Consider the following 23,974-nt stretch of genomic DNA (forward strand, 5'->3'; position numbering starts at 1 on the left):
TATCATAATTATAAGGTATTTGATTATATGAAATAACCGAACTTTTTGTGAACAAAAAGAGAGTGTAAGAATTAGATTTAAAGAAAACGGCTCTTCATCGGCCTCAGAAGCATCCAATTAATTTAAGAATAAATATTGACACCATCAAAATTATGATATAATCTATTCCCGTAATGTAAAACGTAATGATTACTATTTTCATTTAATTGAACAAAGAAAATCAATAAAAATATGACGTAAAGGATAAGTGAGATGACACAGGAAATAGAGTTTATAAAATTTAATCCAACTCAAAATATGACGATTCTCGTTAAGACTAATCATCCAGTTATAGAGTATAAGACGATTGCAAAAAAAATTATGTCGTATGACAGCGTGTATGCAGAACAAGTAGGATTTATAGAAGAATCTACAAAGTATGAAGCCGACGCACATCTACAAATGGCTGGAGGTGAGTTCTGTGGTAACGCCTGTATGGCATTAGCAGCTTTTATTGCATCTAAAAAAGGACTGAAACACAATGATTTATCAGAAATATTATTAGAAGTTTCGGGTACAGACGAACTCATAGTGTGTCAAGTGAGAAGAGAGTTAGAGGAATATTATTGTCAAGTTACTATGCCTATCCCTAAAGAGATAGAACAGAAAACTATAAAGCATGAAGGAAATGATTTGGACATTGTTATAGTAAATTACCATGATTCTATTCATATTGTGATAGAAGTAGAGGTTATTAGTGAAGAAGTGAGAAAAAAAGCCCAAACATTAGCAAAATCACTGGCATTAACCTTAGACACTAAATTGATAGGTATCTTATTGTATAAATCAAATTCTAATGAATTGGCTCCACTTATCTATGTTCCACATCTTGATAGTATGGTATGGGAAAGGGGATGTGGTTCAGGTACTGCCTCTTTAGGAGCTTATTTGGCTTGGAAAAATCAAAAGGAGGTGGTTGCACATGTAAGACAACCTGGTGGAACTATTATTGTTGTCGCCAACTTTCATAAAGAAGAGTTAACAAGTCTTAAAATTGAAGGAGGTGTTGGGATAGTAGCACAAGGAAAAGCATTTATAACTGTTTAACTATTACATTGTATTGGAGAGAAAATGAATGAATGACTTAGGGGATTTTCTGAAATATTTGAGTAATTACCTAGAGAAATTTACTGCCTTGATAGGAAGATATGATCACACTATCAATGATTGTTTAGAGTTAGAGACCTTAATAGATGAATACTCACACTTTATTATAAACACAAGGAACAAAGAAATATGGGAGAAATTGCAGCAACAAGAACACAGTGATTTGAACCAACTTGCGGTGTCTTTAAGAGAAAAATCAGCGCTTTGTGTAGCTATTATGGAAAAATATCGTGCATTAAAGCTTCTTAGTGGAGTTGCTGAAATAACAGATTACTTTAAGAATATAGAATCGTGTATTGAAAAGGAATTTGGTAGTTTTCAAATTACTTCTGATTCCAAAGTATTACTAGTAGGGGCTGGTTCATTTCCAATGACACCAATATTAATTGCTAAGCGAACTGGAGCAGAGGTTGTTGGCATAGATATTGATGATGAGGCTATCAAACTTGGATTAAACGTTGTAGAAAAAATAGGTGCAGGATTAAATATTAGATTAGAAAGAATACCAGTAGAAAATCTTGATTTTACAAGAGATGCGACTCATATCATTTTTAGTTCAACCGTTAAACATAAATATGACATACTAGAACAATTACATACATTAACAAATGATAATGTAGTGGTAGCTATGAGATATGGTAATCAGTTAAAGTCTCTATTTAATTACCCTTCGAGGGAAGTTGATAAACAAAAATGGAATAAAGTTGATGATATATTGCGTCCAGATGATGTGTTTGATATTGAGTTGTATCAAAAAGTTTAAATTGCTTACTTATGAGAAAGGAAAGATTTTATGAGTGCTTTTAAGCGTGTCTTAGTATTAGGAACTGGTCCTACATCTATTCAACTTGCTGTAAATTTAAAAAAGAAATTGAAAAGTGACGTAGGGATTGCTGGAAGAGAATCAGCTCGTTCAGAGAACTTTTTTTCGGCTCTTAAACAAAGTAATCATCTAATTCGTGTAAGTATTCAAAATGAAAAACATCGAAATATGGAAGGTGAATGCTTCGTTGATCAAGTTTTTAAAGGGTATGAAACTATTAAGGGTAATTGGGATACCATTATTTTCTCTGTAACAACGGATGCGTATATTGAAGTAATAAAGCAGATTAATAAAGAACTTCTGAAACAAGTAAGGTGTATCGTTTTAATTTCTCCGACTTTTGGTTCAAATAGCTTAATAAGTAATTATATGAATCGTATTAATTCGGAAGCAGAAATTATTAGTTTTTCTACATATTATGGGGATACACGTTGGATGGAAGATAGCCCTTCTAATCATGTTTTGACAACAGCGATTAAGAAAAAAATCTATATAGGATCGACGGATTATCCATCTAAAAATGTCGACATGCTCTGTAAGGCATATGAACAATTAGGAATTATTCTAGAAATCATGAAATCTCCAATTGAGGCAGAAACAAGAAATATTTCTTTGTATGTTCACCCACCATTATTTATGAATGATTTTTCGTTAAGTGCGATATTCGAAGATTTAGATACCCAAAAATTTGTGTATAAAATTTACCCTGAGGGTCCAATTACACAATATTTAATACGTGATATGCTGGCCCAATGGAAGGAAATTATGAATATTGTAGAAAAAATGAAGATTAAAAGACTTAATTTGTTGAAATTCATGACAGATGATAATTATCCAGTAAGATTGGAAAGTCTATCTCGACAAGATATAGAAAACTTTAATCATTTAGAAGATATCTATCAAGAATATTTATTGTATATTCGTTATTCCTCATTATTAATTGATCCTTTTTCAGAACCAGATAAGAATGGAAAATATTTTGATTTTTCAGCTGTTCCAATTAGAAAAATGTTTGTCAACAGAGAAGGGTATTGGGATATCCCGAGAATGCCTAAGGAAGACTATTATCGTATTAAAATAATACAAGGAATTGCAAAATATTTAAGTTTAAATTGTCCAACAATAGATAAATTTATTAAGACATACGAGAGTAAAATTGAAAAAGTTGCTCAATTCTATAAAGGAGAATTATTATCTAATGCATATTATATTCAAAGTTTCGATGAAGATTTGAATATGATTTGTAGTGAAATAGGAAAAAATATTGAAGGTAAGATGGTGGAATAAGCTTTCACTTAAAGTAAATCACCACACTATTTAAATCGTAATGATTACTATTTTCGTATTTTGATTAATATGTTTGGAACGTCAATCATAGTTAAATAGCAAAATAAATTACATCTAAATTAAGAAAACGAAAGGGAGAGGAATACTTTGTTGATTAAAAGATTTAAGGTAGCGACTCTAGTTTCTTCGGTCTTATGCCTTCTAGCTGCCTGCTTTATAATTTTGAAAAGCTCAGATAGCAAGAAAAAGGAAGGTGATCATTCAATAAGTAACAAAAAAGAATTAACTTATGCAGTATCTAAAGATATTAATGATATGAATCCGCATTTGTATACAGGTTCAATGTCCGCTCAAGGAATGGTATATGAATCATTAGTTGAAAATACAAAAGAAGGGATTAAGCCTTTACTTGCTAAATCATGGGAGATATCAAAAGATGGAAAAATATATACTTTTCATCTAAGGAAAGACGTGAAATTTCATGATGGGGAACCATTTAATGCAGAAGCAGTGAAAAAAAATATTGATGCTATACAAAATAATGCAGAAAAGCATTCATGGATTAAACTATCAACAAAAATAGTAGCTTGTAATGTGGTGAATGAATATACAGTTGAATTGGTGCTATCAGAAGCATATTATCCAACTCTAGTTGAATTGTCTATGACTAGACCTTATGTATTTATATCACCTAAAAATTTTGTAAATGGGAAAACAAAAGATGGTGTAAATGGATATAACGGTACAGGTCCATATATTCTCGATGAACATAAAATCAATGAATCCGCAACTTTTAAAGCAAATGAAAACTATTGGGGTGGCTTACCTAAAATTAAGGAGATAACTTCTAAAGTTCTACCAGCAGGGGAAACAACATTTTTAGCATTACAAAAAGGAGAAGTTAATTTTGCTTTCACAGATGATAGAGGTGCAGACAGTATTGATGTTGAGGCAATGAAGCAATTGATTGATTCAGGCAGCTATAAAATTACTAGAAGTGAAGCAATGAATACGAAAATGATCGTGGCTAATAGTAGTAAATCTCATAATCCAGTAAGTGAAAAAGCTGTTCGCGAGGCTATTTGGTACGCTATTGATAGAGAAACAATTACTAAGGATATTTTAAATAATACCGAAACAGTAGCTAATACACTGTTTTCTTCTAATGTTAATTATGCAGCTGTTCCATTGAAGAAACGAGGCTATGATTTAGAAAAAGCAAAAGAAATTTTAAAAAAAGCAGGCTGGGTATTGGAAGGTGATGCTGTTGTTAGAACTAAAGACGGCAATAAACTAGCAATGAATCTTTATTATGATAGTAATTCTCCTTCCCAAAAAGCAGAGGCTGAATTTATTCAAAGTTCGTTAAAAAGTATAGGTATTCAATTAAAAATTATTGGTGAAGAATCAACTTCAATCGCTAATAGAAGGTCAACAGGGGACTATGACTTATTATTCAATCAAACATGGGGACTAGCGTATGATCCACAAAGTACAATAGCTGGTTTTACTTCCAATGCTTCTTATTTGCATACTACAAGTGGTATTGCAAAGGCAGATGAGCTTTACAATAAAATTGCTGAGGTTATGGTATCTACGAATGAGGCAGAACGAAAACAATTGTATGCTGATATTTTAAAAACTGTTCATGATGAAGCAGTCTTTATTCCAATTTCATATGGTCGTGTCACTGTAGTTGCTCCCAAAAACTTAAAAGACATTTCATTTAAGCAAACACAATATGAGTTACCATTTGAGAGAATGAACTTTAAATAAAGATGTAGAGGGGGATTTTCCCCCTTTTATTAAAAGGAGATTTTCTATGGGAAGCTATATTATTAAAAGGTTATTAATATCTATTCCTTTACTTTTTGTTATTTCATTGGCAACGTTTGTTTTAATCAATCTTTCTCCTTTAGATCCAGCAGAAGTGGTATTACGTGCACAAGATACTCCAGAAATAACAGGTGAATTAATTGCACAAACGAAAGAGAAGTTAGGGCTGGATAAACCATTTATAGAACAATATTTACATTGGACCATTGCCTGCTTGCAATTAGATTTTGGGAATTCATATGTCACAGGGAAACCAGTTTGGTTATTAATAGGACCAGCTTTTCTAAATACATTAAAACTAACCATAGTGTCATCTGTTTCCATTATTATTTTATCGATATTATTAGGTGTTATCTGTGCAATGAAAGAAGGACGGATAATTGATAAATCAGTAAGAGGGATTTTATTTCTTCTAACAGCAATGCCGTCATACTGGCTTGCTTCCGTTATGATTTGGTATTTTTCTGTTAAATTCGATCTATTACCAACAAGCGGGATGAATTCGTATAAAAGTTATATTCTACCGGTTATTGTCATCACGATAAGTTATGCAGGAGTTTACTTTCGAACTGTTAGAAGTTCGATGTTAAGTAACTTAAGTGAAGACTATGTACTGTATGGAAGAGCATGCGGCTTAACAGAGGGGAAAATTACTATACATGTTTTAAGAAATTCACTGCAAGTTGCCGTTTCAATATTTTGTATGTCTATACCTATAATATTGGGAAGCACAGTAGTGATAGAAAATGTGTTTGCATGGCCGGGGGTAGGAAGCCTGAGTGTTAAATCTATTCTAAGTAGAGATTTACCGGTTATCCAAGCGTATGTCCTTATACTAGCGGTAGCATTTGTGTTGTTTAATATGATTTCCGATATTATAAATGCTGTAATGAATCCTAAATTAAGGAATGATCTCTAAATGAAAATATTAAAAGCTTTAAGGAAAGATAAGTTAGCCATTATATCTTTGGTAGTCATTGTTGTGATAATTGTTGCCGGTATATTTGCTCCTTTACTTGCGCCACATGATCCCGAGGAAGTAAATATGAGACTTCGGTATGAAGCCCCATCGTGGAAATACCTATTAGGTAATGATCACTTAGGGAGATGTGTCTTATCTAGACTGATTTATGGAATTCGTCCTAGCATTCTATGGGTTTTAGTTACGCTATTGATAATTGTTTCAATTGGAACTATTTTAGGCCTCATAGCCGGCTACTTTAGAGGAAGAGTAGATGCTTTTATTATGAGGATTTGTGATATAATGCTTTCTTTTCCAGGTTACGTTATGGCATTAGCAGTTGTGGGTATTCTAGGCGTGGGTTTTAAGAATATATTAATTGCATTTATTTTCATCAAATGGGCATGGTTTGCTCGAGTAATCAGAACATCTGTTATGCAGTATTCTGAGTTAAACTATGTGAAATTTTCTAAAGCATCTGGTATGAGTGATATACAAATTATATGTAAGCATATTGTTCCTGTTGCATTGTCTGATATAGCGGTGATCTCAAGTAGCTCTATTGGTTCAATGATTTTACAAATATCTGGTTTTTCATTTCTAGGTTTAGGAGTTCAAGCTCCAGATGCCGAATGGGGAATGATGTTAAATGAGGCGAGAAAAGTTATGTTTTCAAAACCAGAGTTAATGTTAGCACCTGGATTAGCTATTATTATTGTAGTATCCGCGTTTAATTTTTTATCTGATGCATTTCAGATTGCTTTAGACCCTAAATTAAGAACTTCTAAAAATAATGCTCGAGAAAATTGGATCACCCCTAAAGAAAAGTTCAAAGAAAAAGAGGTGGCAAAATAAATTTATGAATATATTAGAAGTCAAAAACTTAAGAATCTGGGATAGCAACACCGATAAAGTGATTATTTATAATAGCTCATTTCATTTAGAGTATGGAAGCTGTCTAGCAATCGTGGGAGAAAGTGGCAGTGGTAAGTCTGTAACGTGTAGGTCAATTATGAGATTGAATAAACTTTGTATTCATCAATCGGGAGATATTCTATTTAAAGGAGAAAACTTGAATAGTCTTTCTGAGAAAGAGATGAGAAAGAAAAGGGGAAAAAACCTTTGTATGATTCTACAAAATGGTATGAGTGCATTTGATCCTTCCTGTGTGATTGGTGTTCATTTAAGGGAAACACTTGCCCAACATTTTGGTTGGAATAATAGCAAAATAGTAGGTGAAATGAAACATGCTATGGAAAGTGTCATGCTGAAAAATCCGATAGAGGTAATGCATAAATATCCATACCAGCTATCAGGTGGAATGTTACAACGAATTATGATTGCATTGGCATTAGTATTGAAGCCTGACATTATAATTGCTGATGAGCCGACCACAGCACTAGATACAATTTCACAATTTGAGGTCGTTGAGCAATTTATTAAATTAAGGGAAAGAGTGGGGTGTTCGATGATTTTTGTTTCCCACGACTTAGGTATTGTAAAAAAAATTGCCGATAACGTTTTGGTAATGAAGGATGGGAGAGTTATTGAAAGGGGAAATACCCAAACCATCTTTTCAGAAGCACAACATGAATATACAAGATATTTAGTATCCAGTAGATTAGCACTAAGCAATCATTTTAAGAGAATAGTGGGGAGGAGTTCTAATTGTTGAAAGTTGATCGTGTTGAGAAATCCTATAATAAGGGCGGATTATTTTCTAGAGAAAAGCAGAAAATCGTGAAGAAAGTTAGTTTTGAATGTAGGAATGGTGAATGTCTCGGCATTATCGGAGAAAGTGGTAGTGGTAAGTCAACATTAGGACGTTTGATATTAGGAATTGAAAAGCCTGATCGTGGAACAGTTTTATTTGAGGGAAATCGTGTAGAGGACAGAAAAGTGAGGTTAGGTAACATTAGCGCTGTCTTTCAAGACTATGCTTCCTCAATCAACCCATTTTTTACTGTTGAAGAAGCGATTATGGATCCCTTAAAAGCTCAGAAAAAGGATAGAAAAGAATTTAACAACAAGATTGATAATTTGCTAAATCAAGTTGGATTAAATCCGTCCTATAGAAAGAAATACCCTCATGAGTTATCGGGGGGGGAGATTCAAAGAGTATGTATCGCAAGAGCCATCTCAACAGAGCCCAAATGCATTTTATTAGATGAAGCAATCAGCTCTTTAGATGTATCTGTTCAAAAACAAGTACTTGAATTATTAAAGGAATTAAGAAAGATTTATGATATGAGTTATATTTTTATAACACATGATATTCAGGCTGCTGCCTATATCTGTGATAGAATTATAATCTTTAAAGATGGTCAGATTGAAGAAATGGCCCAGATTGAGCAATTAAAGGATGTTCGGTCAGAATATGAAAGGAAATTACTGGGGATGGTAGTAACGTTTTGATATGATCCATGTTGAGTATGCATCATTATTATAGTGTAGGTATGAAAAGAGTAGGTCTTTTTAGGTAAATAATGAAACGATTTCAGAAAAAGAGTTCGTTGCAAAGAGGTATAGAATTAGGAGGAGAAATTGTGAATGGAGCTATGTCTTGGCCTTTTCTACGTTTATATATATTAGTTTTTCTTTATTTTAGTGCTAATGCCATATTAAACGTTATTATTCCTTTACAAGGGGGAATATTAGGGGCGAACAATACAACAATTGGTTTAATTATGGGAGGGTATTTATTTACAACTATGTTCTTTCGCCCGTGGGCAGGTCATATTATTCAAAAGCACGGTCCGGTAAACGTATTACGTATTATTCTCATTCTCAATGGTATTGCTTTAATATTATATACTATTTCTGGGTTAGGGGGCTTTTTCATTGCACGTATTTTACAAGGAGTTTCGACAGCTTTCTTTTCAATGGCATTACAGATGGGGATAATTGATGCACTGCCAGAAAAGGATCGCTCTCAGGGAATTTCACTTTACTCTTTATTTGCTAATATGCCAGGTATTATTGGGCCTGTAGTAGCATATAACATTTGGAAGGCAGGAGGTATGGATTATTTTACAGTGGTGCTGATAACAATTGCTATCTTTACAGGGATGTTTGGCTATAGTGTTAAAATAGAAAAAAGAAAGAAGCAACCTGTTTTAGATAGTACCGAGCAAGAAGAAAGTATACTTAAATCTTTCAGGCAGTTAGTAAAAAATCCGCTTTTGTTCAAATGCAGTGTATTAATGTTAGTTGCTTCGATTGTATTTGGAGCTATTACAACATTTATACCACTATACGCTATACAATTGAAAAGTGGAAATGCTGGAGTTTATTTAATGCTTCAGGCGGGGACTGTTGTCTTTGTTCGTTTTGCTTTAAGAAAAAAAATTCCTTCAGACGGTAAATGGCATGCGTCCTTTGTTATGGGGACTATGCTTCTTTTAGCAGTAGCTGCACAGTGTGTAAGTTTTTCTATAACGGGTGGAGCAGTTTTTTTCTACATGGGTGCAATTTTAATGGGAATACCTCAGGCACTTCTTTATCCAGCATTAACAACGTATTTGACTTTTGTCTTGCCACAAAAGAATCGTAATGTGTTAATTGGTTTATTTATTGCCATGGCTGATTTAGGTGTTTCGCTAGGCAGTGTCATTATGGGGCCGATAGCTGATTTTACCTCATACTCATTTATGTATATGGTTTGTGCTATTTTAGGTGTAATGATGACCATTTTTGCTTATGATCGAAGAAGAATATTTGCTGAGTAAAAATTTAATATTATCTCGAAATTCATCCCCCACTTCTAAACGTGAAGTTGTAAAAGCATCAATGAAAGTGGGTGATGAATTTTTGTTAGGCGAAACCAATTTTTTTAAATGATTTTGGCAATCACGGGCAGCAAGAGCTAGAAAACTACTGGTAGAGTTGCAAGAGAACGGAATTTACTATAATTATAAACTAGTTGCTCGGGTTTAGTTGCTAGACGCAGGTTAGGTAGACGTTGCAGCAATGTGCCAAATGCAATTTGTCCTTCTAGGCGTGCCAGCGGAGCACCTAAACAGTGATGGATACCATTGCCGAAAGCTAAATGATCATTTTCTTCGCGTGTAATATCTAATGCTTCAGGATTAGAGAATTTCTTCGGATCAATGTTGGCAGCTGCAAGTGAAAATAGTACCATTTCACCTTTGTGAATCGTTTTGCCATGCATCGTGATGTCTTCACTGGCAAAACGGTTACCTATCATAATTGGACCAGCATATCGCAACAGCTCGTCGACAGCGGAGGGAAGCATCGAAGGGTTGTCTCGTAGCCGGTCCATTTGTTCGGGATGTTGCAGTAAAGCCAGTACGCCATTACCAATTAGATTGACTGTTGTCTCATGCCCAGCGATAATGAGAAGCCAAATCGTCGAAAGAAGCTCGTTCTTACTTAGCTTGTCTTCCTTTTCTTGTGCTTGGACCAGAGCGCTCATCAGATCATCGTTAGGATTTACGCGCTTTTGGGCTAGTAATGTTTCAATGTAATGAATAAACTTTTCGAGCGTTGCAGTAACTATAGCACCCTGACGAGGATCCAAAGCAGCGTTCATGAGCTCATGTGTCCAGTCACGAAATTGATTTCGATCAGCAGTGGGAATTCCAAGCATTTCTGAAATAACAATAATGGGCAGAGGATAGGCAAAATCTGCAATAATATCCATCTTTCCTTTTTCCTTTACCGTATCCAACAATTCGTCAGCAATCTCCTGAATACGGGGATGAAGTTTCTCAATCATACGCGGGGTAAAGGCTTTAGAGACCAACCGGCGTAAGCGAGTATGATCAGGTGGATCGACCGTAAGCATATTCGGCATATTCATCATCCATTCAAACAGCTTGCTCACAGATGTATTTTCTTCAGTAAATTCCTTTTTATCTTTGGGTGGTTCGAATTTTCGCAAATCTTTGAGGAAGCGAGGATCTTTCAGGATGGAAAAAACATCGTCATAGCGCAATGCGATCCAAGCTCCTCCCATACCGTAAAAATCATCAAGTCGAAAGAGGGGTTCTTGTTGTTCGAAGAAAGACTTATAGAAAATAATGGGATTACGCATAGTTTCTGGTGAGTTTAAATCACCAAGATTAATTTTTTTCATTCGTTTACTCCTTTCATTATTAATGTATGTTTTATATTGTTATAATAGAGGATGTAAATTCTACAACATTTTTCATTGGAAAACTAATGAATATGAAAGTTTCCCTACTAAAAAAGGAAAAGAATTATTATAATTCTTTTCCTTTTTTGTTAATAAGCAAAACTAATCTAATGTAAGAAGATACATGTATACAATTGTTAGTTCTAATGCAAATATATTACGACATCGAAAAACTCAAAAAATGCCTTGATCAAAACACTTTGTTATATCCTTTTGGTGGTAACAAGCATTTTGAAAAAAGGTGTTAAAATATAATCGTATCAAAAATGAATGAAAGAAAGACCGATAAAAACCTAGCTTTCCTTATATACGTATTTAAACAATGTTATTCTTTAACAACACTTCTCTTTCATTGCTTTCATCATAGACATAGTAGAATTCATCATTTCATCACATTCTTGCATTTTATTCACCATAGCTTTATCCATTTCTACATCCATTTGCATCATATTGTTCATCATCATTTTCATACATTTCATTTCACACATCATCTTTTCCATAGACATCATCATGTTTGTTGTTCCTACCATCATTGTTTTTTCCATTTTAACATCCTCCTAAAATTTTTCTATCTTGCAAATATAGGAATTCGTTTTTATTTTACAAATACCTCCAGATATCAGTGCTGCAAAATGTTTAGAAAGAATTTTCTTGAAAAGAAGAAAATAAGTTTTTAAGAGATAATCTTTAAATTAGAGATGAACGAATTGAGGAACTTGAGAAGAAATTACATGAATTAAAAAGAGCAGCTAGCAATAGTTAGCTGCTCATCTTCAAGGGGGAGGAGAAAGATTATTGTATCTACATTATTGATGGAATATTGAGGATTATTGAAAACTGTATCGTTACTTATTAAACAGAACATATTTTTTACGAGATAATTGGAATGAGAATAGTGGCATTTAAAGGGTTAAACAATAATTTCTTTATAGAAGAAGAAAACGAGAAGAAAAGGAAAAAAGAAAATAAATCGGTAATATTATTTGTATTTTCATCTAATTGAGATGTTTTATTCCCTGTAATTGGAAGTAATGTGCCCCTTCATCTATATAACAGCTTGTACAAAAATATCCTATAGGGTAAATTGAAAAACAGGTATATTGACGTTTTTTAATTTATATATCGTGCCGATGTGTAAAAAACGACTGCAAGGAATTAATTCTCGATGTATTCGTTTTTTATAGTAAAACAAGAAATTCTAATATCTTTTTGAATTTTTAGTGCGGAGAACTTTATCAGCTGATATAGATGCAGAATAAAAATGGAGGAAGGAGATTATATGTTGATAAAAAACGTATAAAGGGTATGCAAAATAAAGACTATATTTTGCTAACATAAAATCAAAGTATCACAAAACCTTTCAAAGTTCCTTCAGAAGTACAGAAGGAGCTTTCCATTCACATAATCAGCGTTCTAGGAATAAAACAAATTCCCCAAAAAGTCTTTCTATCTACCTTTTTATGTGAAATTATATTTATTCTTTAAGTGAAGAGCTTGTTCGTAATTAAGACATTATAAAGAATGCAACTATTTTATTCCGCATTAACGGGCAGTAATACTCCCACCTCAAAATTCGGCAGGAATAATGTCCAGCTCTAGCGGCTAGAATCTCCGGTCGTTTCGCACCCTCGGACGAGGCAAAAAGCGCCTCTCTGTCGGGGGCTCCAACGTCCTACGATTATGAGCGAGCCGCTTCCGCTTTTCTAAAGAAGTTAGGTGGGAGATGAACTGTCCGTAAAAGCCCGATTGGTGAGGGATGAGAATCAGTGGGGGATGGGGAAAACCCCTACTGATTAAAGTTTCACTTTATATAATATTCCTAAGGTTTATCCTTATTTTTCTTGTTTCTTTTCTCCCTCTTCTACATTCCATTCATCGCCCCAGTAAATTGAGATGTTATCGCCATCCTGCATGCTTATATCTTCCGTGGGGTTCAACTCATTTGTGTGTTGTTTTTTTTGGGGTGTTAATTCTTTTTTTGAACGATTTGGCTTATGAGTAGACATATGCATTTTTCCTCCTTAAATAGCTAGTTACTTTATACTGGTATTATTTCTCTGTTGTGAAGGTTTATACCATTCTTGTTTCTGAACGCTGGGCTAATCATTTACAAAGAGTACATTAGAAATACTTAAGAAGCTTTTCATTCACATAATCAGCGTTCTAGGAATAAAAACAAATTCCCGAAAAAGTCTTCCTTTCTATCTATCTTTTGGAGTGAAATTATTCCTGTGTTTTAATTTTTTGGATAGGGAAAGGGAGTTCTATGAAATCTTTAGTAAAAGTAACATGTTCAGCATTTTTACTTACAAGCTTAATGGTAGCTTGTAGTGAACAAACTACAACAAAGCAAGAAGTAACTACTCAATCAAAAGAAGTATCTGAAGAGAACAAAATGGAGAAGGATGCACTACGATATGGAGAAATTGCAAAAGGTGGGTACTACAGAGCAACAGTTGAAAATGCAAAATATGAAAAAGTAGATGGAATAGAGCGCATTGTAGCTCGTGTTACGATTAATAATGCTCGGGCTGATGAAAAAGCAATTGATCTTTCAGAAATACAGTACTTTGTTAAAGATGGAGAGACGGAAAAAAATATGAAGGACAAGTTATGCCTATGTACGAAGAGAAATTCAAAAGTGTTCCAGCTGGCTACTCTTTAACTTTTGACGTTTCATTTAAGACGGAAAATCCACCAAAAGATTTCAATAATATGTATCTATATATGGATAGTAAGCTTGATCCATTTGGAGATATCCATTGGAAACTTGATAATCTAGTATCTAAATGAAAAGATGTCTAAGTTAAACACTTTTTCTTGTATAGAGAGTTGTATACACTATTTATCCCGCATTAACGAGCAGTAAGACCCCCATCCAAAAATTAAGCAGAAGGGGGATCAACTGTCCGTAAAAATACGATTGGTGAGGGCTAACTATCAGTGGGGGATGAAGAACCCCCCCACTGATGGAAGTTTCACTTTATCCTGTTCTCATCCCTCTAGAGCGTCTTAATTCACTACGCTTTTGCATAATGACTAAGAAGAGATCCCTAACTTTATCTTTTTTCTCTAGAATAAATATAGTAATGAATAGAGGTATTATCACCCCTACAATTGTATAAATTATATTTCCGTAATCTATAAATTGAAGGAGGATTTTATTAACGCCTATGTGCATATACATGATAGCCATGCCTTTTTTGTTAATAAGAGAAAAAAGCGATAGGATTTTTTCGGATTTCATTATCTGGAATATCCCGCAATATGCTATGGTCATTACCAGCGGAATCACTACATCCAAACCATAGTGTTCATATGATACATACTTCATACTTAAATGATAATCCATCAGATTCAGTTCCTGAATCGTAATAAATCCAATTATCAATAAGATACAGAGCCCTGTAAGTATAGAAGGGATTTGTTGTACATACGGTTTCATATAATACCCTATACTATAATATACAAGGGCAAGCATAGATACATCTATATTCCAAGGAATCCATACATGTAGGGAAGGCTCGAATCCGCCCAATGTACCGATATAACTTCCTTCAATATGAGACACTACATATAAGAGTATAATAAACAACAAGCGGGCTTTTGTTCTTTTAAAAATAAGAAATATAACAAGGAATAATACTTGTGTAAAGAATAGACAAGTTACAAACCAAAATACTCCGTAATAGCTTGTAATAAACCTTCCACCAAACAGTACGTTTCCAATGTCTTCTATATACCAATTTAAAGAAACATTCCCTTGTATTAATTCTTCTACATAGCGAATGATTGTAAAGAGACCTAAGTACGTTATATAAGGAATGAGAAGGCTATGTGCTCTTCTTTTTAGATAAGGTCCGATTTGTGACCATCGTTCTACCGGTTTAGATACATAACCGCTAAACAGAAAAAAGGCAGGCATATGAAACCAATAGATATAGGTTATAAGGCTGTTATGATTGTAAGCATGTCCTGCAACAACAAGAATCATTGCAAATCCTTTTGCTGAATCAAGCCACAATTCACGTTGTTTATTTATCATGCTTTCACCTCCTGGCTGTAATACCAACATCTATTTTAAAAGGAATGAAAGTAATTTTCCCAACATGTTATTAGGCTTTAAAATGTTAGTAAGGAAATAGAAACACTGGTAATGAAATAATAATTTTGTAATGGAATAGAAAGAAATGTATATATACATTTATACATTCAAAGAAATAAAATGTAGTTTTCTCGTATTCGTAAAAGCGATGATATTATTCCGATTTATGGAAAAGTGAGATATGGGGAAGGAACTGCTTCAAATGAGGAATTGCTGATGATGCGGGGATGGATAAATGAAAATATAAAGAAAAGTTTATAGTGAAAAAAGAGATAGAAGGAGAAAGTTTGCTATTAGCGGAAGTATTACTGTATTGTTTCATCCAAATTGATATGAGAAGGTGGATATAGAATGACCGTTAAAAAACTTTACTTTTTACCAGCTGGCCGCTGCAAGTTGGATCATTCTTCCGTTAATAGTACGCTTACTCCTGGTAAACTTTTGAATTTGCCGGTATGGTGCTATCTTTTAGAAACAACAGAAGGTCCAATTTTAATAGATACAGGGATGCCAGAAAGTGCAGTAGGTAATGAAGATCTTTTTAAGGGAACGTTTGTTGAAGGGCAGATTCTTCCGAAAATGAATTCGGATGATAGAATTGTAAAGATTTTAAAACGAGTGGGTTATGCGCCAGAAGATCTTCTTTGTATTATTAGTTCTCATTTGCATTTTGACCATGCTGGAGGGAATGGGAGCTTCAGCCATACACCAATTCTTGTGCAACGAACTGAACATGATGCTGCTTTACATAGAGAAGAATATTTAAAGGAATGTATATTGCCAGATTTGAACTATCAAATGATTGAGGGAGATTATGAAGTAATGCCAGGTGTTCAATTGCTTTATACGCCAGGGCACTCTCCTGGGCATCAATCTATACTTGTGAAAACAGAAAAAGTAGGTCCAGTTTTACTAACAATTGATGCAGCTTACACACAGGAAAACTTTGAACAAGGTGTCCCATTCGCAGGATTTGATTCAGAAATGGCCACAAGGTCTATCAAACGATTAAAAGAAATTGTTTTGGATGAAAAACCAATTGTTTTCTTTGGGCATGATATTGAGCAAGAGAAAAGTTGTAAAATATTCCCGTATTATTTGTAATGTGTTTATTTTGTAGAAATATAACTACATCTTTTTCCATATTGATTTATGGAGATGCGATATCCTAATAAGATCTATAAAAGGTGGAAGGTATGCGGAAAATCATAATGCTCTTTAGTATAATGATATGCTTCTTACCGTTAAATGGCTGTAACCACACATATTCATATGTTGGAGAAAGTAAACATTGGAAAGGAAAATATATTATTTCACAAACAGATACGAGTGAGTCTGGAGAAGGTACGATTACTTACAAAGGAAAAGATAAAGAAAAAGTTAATGAAGTAAAATGGAAAGTTGAAAGTAATAGTGGCAATCAAGAAGGAATAGGATTCATTGATAGAGGAACGATTCAATTAAAATCATCATGTTCAGGTTGTGCAGTGCATGATAAGGAAGAAGCGTTTCTTGTTCTAATCGAATGGAATGGAAAGAAAGAGACTTTTGAAATGACATACAAGTAGTTAAGTACTCCTATACAGGATTACTTTAGTTGTTAAGAAGGAGTGATAGGATGAGTAAGAACTTTATTATATTTGGAGCAAGCCAAGGGCTAGGCGATGCATTTGTAAAAGGCTTACCCATCAAGGGAGATACAGTATGGGTGGTGTCACGCACTAGGCCAAGTAGTTTAGATATAAATGATGGTGTCAATCGTAAATGGCTCGCAATTGATTTATCTAGTCAACAACAAATTTCTTCTTTAAAAGAAACGTTAAAAGATGTTCCTATTGATGTATTAATCTATAATGTCGGCGTATGGGAAAAGCGTGGTTTTGAAGATGATTATACGTTCGATAAGGATGAAATTGAAGATATTTCGAACTTAATCAATATTAATTTAACCTCTACTATTACTTATATTCAGGCGCTTTTACCTAATATAAGACAGGCGAAAAACGGAAAAATTATTTTAATTGGCTCAACAGCAGGGTTAGATCATACGAATAATGCACAAGTTTCATTTGTCACATCTAAATTTGGCTTACGTGGTATTACAAATGCTTTACGCGAGCATGTGAGAAAAGACAAGATCTCTGTAACGTGTATAAATCCAGGAGATCTTGCTGCTGAAGTCCCTTATGAAGAAGGTGCAGAAAAGGCAATTATGTTGTATGAAGGTACACGTATTCCTGTACAAGACATTGTAGCGATTGTCCAATGTGTTATGAATTTATCACCTGTTTCATGTGTAAAGGAAATTAATGTCCCTGCCATAACAGATTTAAATGCATGAATCTTAAAATCTAAGATTATATTCATCATTGATGATTAAAAAAGAAAAGAATCCTCTCACTTCAATCGGGTGAAGGGCGTAGCTCAACGATAAGTGGGCGATGAATTTTTGGTGGCGTAAGTCAAAGTGCTTATAGTTATCTGATGATTTTGTCAAAATAAATCTATACACATAGAAAGTTGAGAACACAATGGAATTAGATAGTAATAAATATTCAGTCTTTCTTCTGCATGATCATTTTAAATACCGCAGAAAAGTGTTTGATGATGACATATTTAATTATGCAAAAGACATTTTTGTGAGAATAAGACAGTCATATAACATTACGCTCGAAGACTGGATTAACCAAAAAAAGCACTTTCGAATAGTGCTTTTTTTGGAAGGAGCTAAAATGATTTTTTAGATTATTAATATATGTGTGTATCAGTTAAAGGAGAAAATAGAATGAAAATTTCATATTGAATCTTCCTAATATTAAAACGTTTTTTTTTTGCTAACTTCTTAAAAGGAAATACTGTTGACAGGAATAAAATGTTTCAAGTTAATACGTATAAGAGAAAACTGATATTCACCCTGAAATAACAACTTGGTCTACTAAAATTGTTATTTTCTTTTCTTAAGACTGCACATATTGTTTAATTTGATCAATACATAAATTTCTCATTTCTGTACTGGAGTACGCCTTGTAATTTTTATACCAGTCTACCGTATGGTCTAAAGTCTGTTGAAGGGACCATTTTGGTTCCCAATTGAGCTTGAATTTTGCTTTACTTATATCGAGGTTTAGGAGTGTTGCCTCATGAAATTCTTCTGGATTTACATTTGAAGATATCCAATTCCCACATCCCCAGGACTTTATTATACCGGTAACAAGCTCTTTTACTGAGACAATATTATTTAGTTTTGGACCAAAATTCCATGCACCAGAAAAAAGGATACCATCTGTTAAAATTTTTTTTGTTAAAAGTAAATATCCACTTAAGGGTTCTAGTACATGTTGCCAAGGTCTTATTGCATTAGTATTTCTAATAAAGATTTCTCGATTTGATTCCAGTGCTCGTATACAATCAGGAATAATTCTGTCTATTGACCAATCTCCTCCACCAATTACATTGCCTGCTCGAACACTTGCGATTATTTTTTTATGATGCTCATATTTCTTTTCTGGAAAGTAAGAGTTACGGTAGGAAGAAATTAAAAGTTCACAGCATCCTTTACTAGAGCTATAAAGGTCATGTCCACCCATTGGGTCATTTTCGCGGTATCCCCAAACCCATTCATTGTTCTCGTAACATTTGTCACTTGTAACTATAATTCCCACTTTAGTTGATTCATGTAAACGAATTGCTTCTAATACATTCATTGTTCCCATAACATTAATATCATACGTGTCTCTAGGATAATCATAGGAATATTTAACAAGTGGCTGTGCTGCTAAATGAAATACAATCTCAGGTTTATATTCTTTGAAAAGCTTATTTAATTTATGAAAGTCTCTAATATCCCCACGAATATCAATTATGTCGTTTTGGAGATTTGTTAACATAAAATTATCTTTTTTATTTTTAGGATCTAAAGAATATCCAATTACAGTTGCACCTAACTCTTTTAACCAAATGGATAGCCAAGAGCCTTTAAAGCCGGTGTGTCCTGTGATTAAAATCTTTTTTCCATGAAATACATTATTAAAGCTATTATTTAACAATTGATTCACACCTTAGAAATAGATTTTCATACATTCGGATATAGATGTGCATTATGTTTATACCAATTTACAGTTTTAATAATACCTTCTTCAATACTTATGCGTGGTTCCCAGGAGAGCATCCGTTTAATTTTATTAATATTTGGTTTAGAAATCCTTCTTTCATTCGTTCTATAGGATAATGTACCATAATTGGGTCTTTTATCGGTTTTTAAGTGTTTAAAGAGTAATTCTACATAATGTTTTAAAGGGTAAATTTCGCCACTTCCAATATTAAAAATCTCATTTTGTATAGAATTATTTTCAATTGTTAGCATACAAGCATCTATAATATTATCTACATAGCAATAATCTCTTAATTGATTACATAGAGTTAAATCTACAGTTCTATCCCGCAATACTTGTAAAATAATATAACAAAAAATTTTATGTGGTTCTTCACCTTCTCCAAATATTCCAAAGGGTCTTAAGGTAATAAGGCTAGTATTATTTTCAGCAGCAATTTGATGAGCAAGTATAGTGGCTGCTGCTTTGCTACTTCCATAAATATCTACTGGTGTTAATGCCATATCTTCATGAATAGATTCTGCTTTATCTCCATACTCAGAACTGCTTCCAATATTAATAATCTTTTTGCAATCTATAGACTTTGCTGCTTGAATAATATTAATTGTACCTAAAACATTCGTTTCAATGGCACTCATGTAATCTGTATGAGCTAAATTTACCCCATATGCAGCGAGATGAAAAATATAATCTGGACGAATTTGTTTTATAATATTTTGAACTTGTATCTTATTGCGTATATCTACTTCATACAGTTTTACATTTTTTAATACGTCTTTAAGGCGCCACGTGTTAGATGAATGTCTTGCCAAAATAACGATTTTTGCTTGTGATCTTAGTAATCTTCGTACTAAATGAGAACCAATAAATCCGTATCCGCCAGTGATAAGAAACGTTTTATTTTCAAAATTATAAATCCTATTCATGGAATTTCATTCGTCTCCTTAAAAAATTTTTAGGTGAAGGGAATAAATAATTTTACTTATTTATTTTGTAAAAGTTAGAAAATAATACTACTTGTGTAAAAGAGAGAATGGACTTTATCTGAAATGTGAGGTAGGGTATCGGAAATAGTTTTTTACTGAGGAATTATCTAATTGTCCAGCAAATAAAGGAGTAAGAGAAAAAGCAGTATTAAGTATGCGACATGTATTTCTTATTTTTTCGATATAAGGGATATAGATATATTCTAAAATTGACGGATCTATTTCTACATGTTCTTGTTTCCATAAATCAAATTCATTTTCATTAATAATTTGCATACTCCCAAAGTGAAAAGCGATTAATTCATCTTGATCTATAAAAATCCTGTTTTCTGTGTTGGTTATAGAAGAATGATTGGTTAAAATTAGATTCCAAGGTGCAGCGTTAATACCCTTTTGAGTCATGATTTTAATGTTAGAAAATAAATCGGGAATGTGATTTAAATATTTTTGATCTCCCCATCTATTCATCTCAACATCATATACATCCAAACAATATTCCAGGCACTTATCTTTCCACCATGTTAAAATATCTTTACAGTTTTGATCATTTTTAAATCCTATTAGACCCGCCTGATACATGCCATGTACATTTTCTAGTTCAGTAGTACCTCTCTGTGGACAAAGAAATACAGAATATTTCCACCAATCATCAAGAATTATGGTAGGCCTTGTAAAGAAAAACATATCTGCGTCACAATATATAATGTGATCGACTTCAGAATAATATTGAAGAATATGGAGGCATAGAGGAGCTTTTAATGTCCAACAGTATTCCTGCAAACTTCTTTCATTCTTTATACTTAAGAGTTCTTGATTTTCTATGTCTTTCACATGAATCAGTATAGCATGCTCCAATTTTAAGTTTGTTAGAATTTGATAAGTAAAATTATCCATACAACAGATCCACACAATAAAATTTGTGCCATGGCTTTCTAGGGAATAATAGCAAGTCAGACCTTGAATTAAACGTTTTTGACTCATAATCATTGAATAATTCATAAAATGATTTGATAGATTCATTTTTCTTCTTAACTGTGAATCTTTATATAAAGTTTGCGCCTCATTTATGTCTTTAACACTTAACAGGCGCTGTGTTTTTTTACCTAATTTTTCTGTCAATTTTGTGAGGATAAACTGAATTTCTTCTAGATAGGGGGTATAGATAAGGTGTAATATATTATTCGGTATTGAAATTTTACCTAAAGACCAAAGGTCAAAATCCTGTTCATTGAAAATGGTAATGCATGCAAAATGATATACAATTAGTTTATCTGTTTCAATGTATACCTTATTTTGATTTTTATCAATTATATAATTGTTATTATAAATACAATTCCAAGGTGCGGCATTTATACCTAGATTGCTTGAGATTTTTACTTTTGGAAAGTAAATAGGAATTAAATCTAAATATTTTTGGTCACCAAATCTTCCTTTATCAGGATTAGCACTACACCAATCTAAGCATTTATCTTTCCACCATCGTACGCTTTTTAATCCGTAGAAATCGTTTTTAAACCCAATTAACCCAGCCTGATATTTCCCATATTTTTCTTCTACCCAGTCACGGTCTCTCTGTGGACAAAGATAAATAGAATTGTCACCCCATTCTTCAAATATCGTGTTAGGATCAGAGAAGAAATATAAATCACTATCACAATAAAGAACAGATGGCAAATTATAATTTACCAATAAATATTCAATAAGTACGGACTTTAAAGTCCAACAATATTCACTGACTGTCCTATTTCTTTTAATATCTTTCAAATTTGGATCTTCTATATCATCTACCTGCAAGAGATTTACATTATTCAAGTTCATTTCTTTCAATGTTGAATAAGCAAACACATCTATACAACAAATCCATAATGTAAACGTTTGTGAATTTTGCATTAGAGATTGGTGCAAAGTAATTATTTTCAAGACGTATTCTGTTCCAACTATGGCACAAAAATGATTTTCAGAGTGAGGCTGTTTATTATAAGGTAGAGGATAGATTTGTTTGCTTGTAGTTTTTTTAGAGTGATTAACAGCTGAAGCATCTGAAGATAACGGAAGATCTTTTTCTATTTTAAAGGGAGTATAGCGGTGCGGCCAACCTTTCTTTCTATTGTTAAAACGCAATGTTTATTCACTCCTTTCAACTATTTTTGTTAGGGTTCCAGCTTTCATTTGCATCTTTAAGATCTTTTGGTGTATCTATACTAATCCAATAATCATTGTGCTCATAAACTGCAAGTTCCTTGTTTTTGATTAAATTTAGTAGAGGTTCTTCTTCAAGCATACAATCATTATCATTCAAATAATCGAATATTCCTTTATTAAATACAAAAAAACCTCCATTTATTACAGCATTAAGTAGGGGTTTTTCCTTAAAATCCACAGCAATCCCGTTTTCAATCTGTAAAAGACCATATTGACTACTTTTTTTTATACCGGTTAATGTTGCGATTTTTCCTTTGTCTTTATGAAATTTTATAAGTTCGTTAATATTTATCTTTGCTAATCCGTCACCATAAGTTAATAAAAACATCTCATTTTGTATATGCTTTTCAAGTTTTTTTAATCTGGTTCCGGTCATGGTTTCAATCCCTGTATCTATAAATTTTATATTCCACTGTTTTGGTTCTTCAAGCAACTGGTACCGATTATTTTTTAAATCTAAAGTAAAATCATGTTCTTTCCATATATAGTCCATGAAATATTCTTTGATTTTTTCACCTCCATATCCCAATGGTAGGATGAATTCATGATGTCCAAACTTACTATACAAATCCATTATATGCCAAATGAGAGGTTTTCCTTGAACTTGAACTAATGGCTTTGGAATATCTTTGAGAATTCCCTGCATCCTTAATCCCTTTCCACCACACAAAATTATGACTTTCATTAAACTTTTACCGCCCTTCCGTTTACATAGCTAATTTAGATTATGTAATACATTTATAGCGTGTATCCACCAATGTACAGACATTTATAAAAAAATAAAAAATTAATAATCAAGTCATTATAATTATTGTGAATTTAATAGGGGGTCAGATGAAACATCCCCAATAAGGTTATTATATTATAAAGTTTTTAAGGTTTTGTAATAACTGTATCAACAAAAGAGAAAAGATTAAAAAGGATGAAATATATGAATTTAGCTAATAAAAATTCCGTAATAGGTGTACTAGACTCAGAAGTTGGGGGATTAACAGTTGTCGAAGGAATTATAAGACAATTGCCAAAAGAGAGTATTTATTATATTGGTGATAATAAGTGTTATCCCTATGGGCCAAGAAGTGTAGAAGAAGTTAAATAAGGGGTCCTGCCGCATGCCCATCAACTTAAGACATTGGTAGTTCCCCGAAACGAAGAAAATGAGTTGAATTCTCATAAATAACTGTAAAATAATAAAATTTTCGTTTTGGAGACACCATAAAATATTAGCTGGATAGCGATGTGGCGATACCCCTATATACTCTCCTCCTAAATAACTTAAATATTTTAAAAATATTATATATTAATAAAGAATGTCTAACATATAATGAAAAACCGAATATTATAAACATGTCGACAAA

Annotated in this window: 20 protein-coding genes and 2 pseudogenes; 14 read left to right on the forward strand and 8 right to left on the reverse strand. The window is 33.0% G+C overall.

Annotation, left to right across the window (positions count from 1 at the left end):
• The first annotated feature begins 252 nt into the window (after positions 1-252).
• The 9 genes from LOK41_RS19715 to cntE all read left to right on the forward strand — a co-directional run bounded on the left by LOK41_RS19715 (position 253) and on the right by cntE (position 9,781).
• Positions 253-1,086 (forward strand): histidine racemase CntK family protein, encoded by an 834-nt coding sequence (locus LOK41_RS19715; protein ID WP_241817950.1) that lies wholly within the window; start codon positions 253-255, stop codon positions 1,084-1,086.
• A 28-nt stretch (positions 1,087-1,114) separates the two neighbouring features.
• A complete protein-coding gene (locus LOK41_RS19720; RefSeq protein ID WP_241817951.1) occupies positions 1,115-1,909 on the forward strand; it encodes a methyltransferase domain-containing protein in 795 nt (264 codons plus the stop codon).
• A 30-nt stretch (positions 1,910-1,939) separates the two neighbouring features.
• On the forward strand, positions 1,940-3,256 hold the full coding sequence (locus tag LOK41_RS19725; RefSeq protein ID WP_241817952.1) for an opine metallophore biosynthesis dehydrogenase: 1,317 nt from the start codon (positions 1,940-1,942) through the stop codon (positions 3,254-3,256).
• A gap of 147 nt (positions 3,257-3,403) precedes the next feature.
• Entirely contained in the window at positions 3,404-5,032 is a 1,629-nt protein-coding gene (cntA, locus tag LOK41_RS19730) for a staphylopine-dependent metal ABC transporter substrate-binding lipoprotein (protein WP_481748826.1), read from the forward strand.
• A 46-nt stretch (positions 5,033-5,078) separates the two neighbouring features.
• Positions 5,079-6,011, forward strand: a complete 933-nt coding sequence (gene opp1B / locus LOK41_RS19735; protein WP_241817953.1) for a nickel/cobalt ABC transporter permease — start codon at positions 5,079-5,081, stop codon at positions 6,009-6,011.
• A complete protein-coding gene (gene cntC / locus LOK41_RS19740; protein WP_241817954.1) occupies positions 6,012-6,908 on the forward strand; it encodes a staphylopine uptake ABC transporter permease subunit CntC in 897 nt (298 codons plus the stop codon).
• Between the two features lie 4 nt (positions 6,909-6,912).
• Complete coding sequence (cntD, locus tag LOK41_RS19745) at positions 6,913-7,728, forward strand: staphylopine uptake ABC transporter ATP-binding protein CntD (protein ID WP_241817955.1); 816 nt, start codon at positions 6,913-6,915, stop codon at positions 7,726-7,728.
• Positions 7,722-8,468: an ABC transporter ATP-binding protein gene (locus LOK41_RS19750; RefSeq protein WP_241817956.1), complete on the forward strand. Its 747-nt coding sequence runs from the start codon at positions 7,722-7,724 to the stop codon at positions 8,466-8,468. The genes cntD and LOK41_RS19750 overlap by 7 nt, the downstream gene beginning before the upstream one ends.
• Before the next feature lie 131 nt (positions 8,469-8,599).
• Positions 8,600-9,781, forward strand: coding sequence for a staphylopine family metallophore export MFS transporter CntE (gene cntE, locus LOK41_RS19755; RefSeq protein ID WP_241817957.1), 1,182 nt, complete (start codon positions 8,600-8,602; stop codon positions 9,779-9,781).
• A gap of 137 nt (positions 9,782-9,918) precedes the next feature.
• Here the strand turns inward: cntE and LOK41_RS19760 are convergent, their stop codons facing one another.
• The 3 genes from LOK41_RS19760 to LOK41_RS19770 form a co-directional block, all read right to left on the reverse strand.
• A complete protein-coding gene (locus LOK41_RS19760) occupies positions 9,919-11,151 on the reverse strand; it encodes a cytochrome P450 family protein (RefSeq protein ID WP_241817958.1) in 1,233 nt (410 codons plus the stop codon).
• 392 nt (positions 11,152-11,543) lie between these two features.
• Entirely contained in the window at positions 11,544-11,756 is a 213-nt protein-coding gene (locus LOK41_RS19765; protein ID WP_174102717.1) for a hypothetical protein, read from the reverse strand.
• Between the two features lie 1,287 nt (positions 11,757-13,043).
• The gene (locus tag LOK41_RS19770) at positions 13,044-13,217 is read right to left on the reverse strand and encodes a hypothetical protein (protein ID WP_241817959.1); all 174 of its coding nucleotides are present in this window, start codon (positions 13,215-13,217) and stop codon (positions 13,044-13,046) included.
• A gap of 260 nt (positions 13,218-13,477) precedes the next feature.
• Between LOK41_RS19770 and LOK41_RS19775 the strand changes: the two are divergent.
• A pseudogene (locus tag LOK41_RS19775) lies at positions 13,478-14,004 on the forward strand (hypothetical protein).
• A 190-nt stretch (positions 14,005-14,194) separates the two neighbouring features.
• On the opposite strand, the gene LOK41_RS19780 reads toward LOK41_RS19775, so the two are convergent.
• Positions 14,195-15,256, reverse strand: coding sequence for an acyltransferase family protein (locus tag LOK41_RS19780; protein ID WP_241817960.1), 1,062 nt, complete (start codon positions 15,254-15,256; stop codon positions 14,195-14,197).
• Between the two features lie 411 nt (positions 15,257-15,667).
• Here LOK41_RS19780 and aiiA point away from each other — a divergent pair, with 411 nt between their 5' ends.
• From aiiA to LOK41_RS19795, 3 genes are all read left to right on the forward strand, one after another.
• Complete coding sequence (aiiA, locus tag LOK41_RS19785; protein ID WP_241817961.1) at positions 15,668-16,420, forward strand: quorum-quenching N-acyl homoserine lactonase AiiA; 753 nt, start codon at positions 15,668-15,670, stop codon at positions 16,418-16,420.
• Between the two features lie 92 nt (positions 16,421-16,512).
• Positions 16,513-16,884 carry a hypothetical protein gene (locus tag LOK41_RS19790; protein WP_241817962.1) on the forward strand — a complete coding sequence of 124 codons (372 nt, stop codon included), beginning with the start codon at positions 16,513-16,515 and terminating at the stop codon, positions 16,882-16,884.
• Between the two features lie 50 nt (positions 16,885-16,934).
• Positions 16,935-17,657 carry an SDR family NAD(P)-dependent oxidoreductase gene (locus LOK41_RS19795; RefSeq protein WP_241817963.1) on the forward strand — a complete coding sequence of 241 codons (723 nt, stop codon included), beginning with the start codon at positions 16,935-16,937 and terminating at the stop codon, positions 17,655-17,657.
• A gap of 616 nt (positions 17,658-18,273) precedes the next feature.
• Here LOK41_RS19795 and rfbG read toward each other — a convergent pair.
• The 4 genes from rfbG to LOK41_RS19820 form a co-directional block, all read right to left on the reverse strand.
• Entirely contained in the window at positions 18,274-19,362 is a 1,089-nt protein-coding gene (rfbG, locus tag LOK41_RS19805; protein WP_174102711.1) for a CDP-glucose 4,6-dehydratase, read from the reverse strand.
• 26 nt (positions 19,363-19,388) lie between these two features.
• Positions 19,389-20,354, reverse strand: coding sequence for an NAD-dependent epimerase/dehydratase family protein (locus tag LOK41_RS19810; RefSeq protein WP_241817964.1), 966 nt, complete (start codon positions 20,352-20,354; stop codon positions 19,389-19,391).
• Between the two features lie 114 nt (positions 20,355-20,468).
• Positions 20,469-22,535, reverse strand: a complete 2,067-nt coding sequence (locus LOK41_RS19815) for a glycosyl transferase (protein ID WP_277818705.1) — start codon at positions 22,533-22,535, stop codon at positions 20,469-20,471.
• A gap of 16 nt (positions 22,536-22,551) precedes the next feature.
• Positions 22,552-23,301, reverse strand: coding sequence for a sugar phosphate nucleotidyltransferase (locus tag LOK41_RS19820; protein ID WP_241817965.1), 750 nt, complete (start codon positions 23,299-23,301; stop codon positions 22,552-22,554).
• A 246-nt stretch (positions 23,302-23,547) separates the two neighbouring features.
• Between LOK41_RS19820 and LOK41_RS19825 the strand changes: the two are divergent.
• Positions 23,548-23,712, forward strand: a pseudogene (locus tag LOK41_RS19825) (glutamate racemase); the annotation flags it as partial.
• Between the last annotated feature and the right edge of the window lie 262 nt (positions 23,713-23,974).

Origin of the sequence: Bacillus sp. TL12 (assembly GCF_022625245.1) — a bacterium.
GTDB lineage: Bacteria > Bacillota > Bacilli > Bacillales > Bacillaceae_G > Bacillus_A.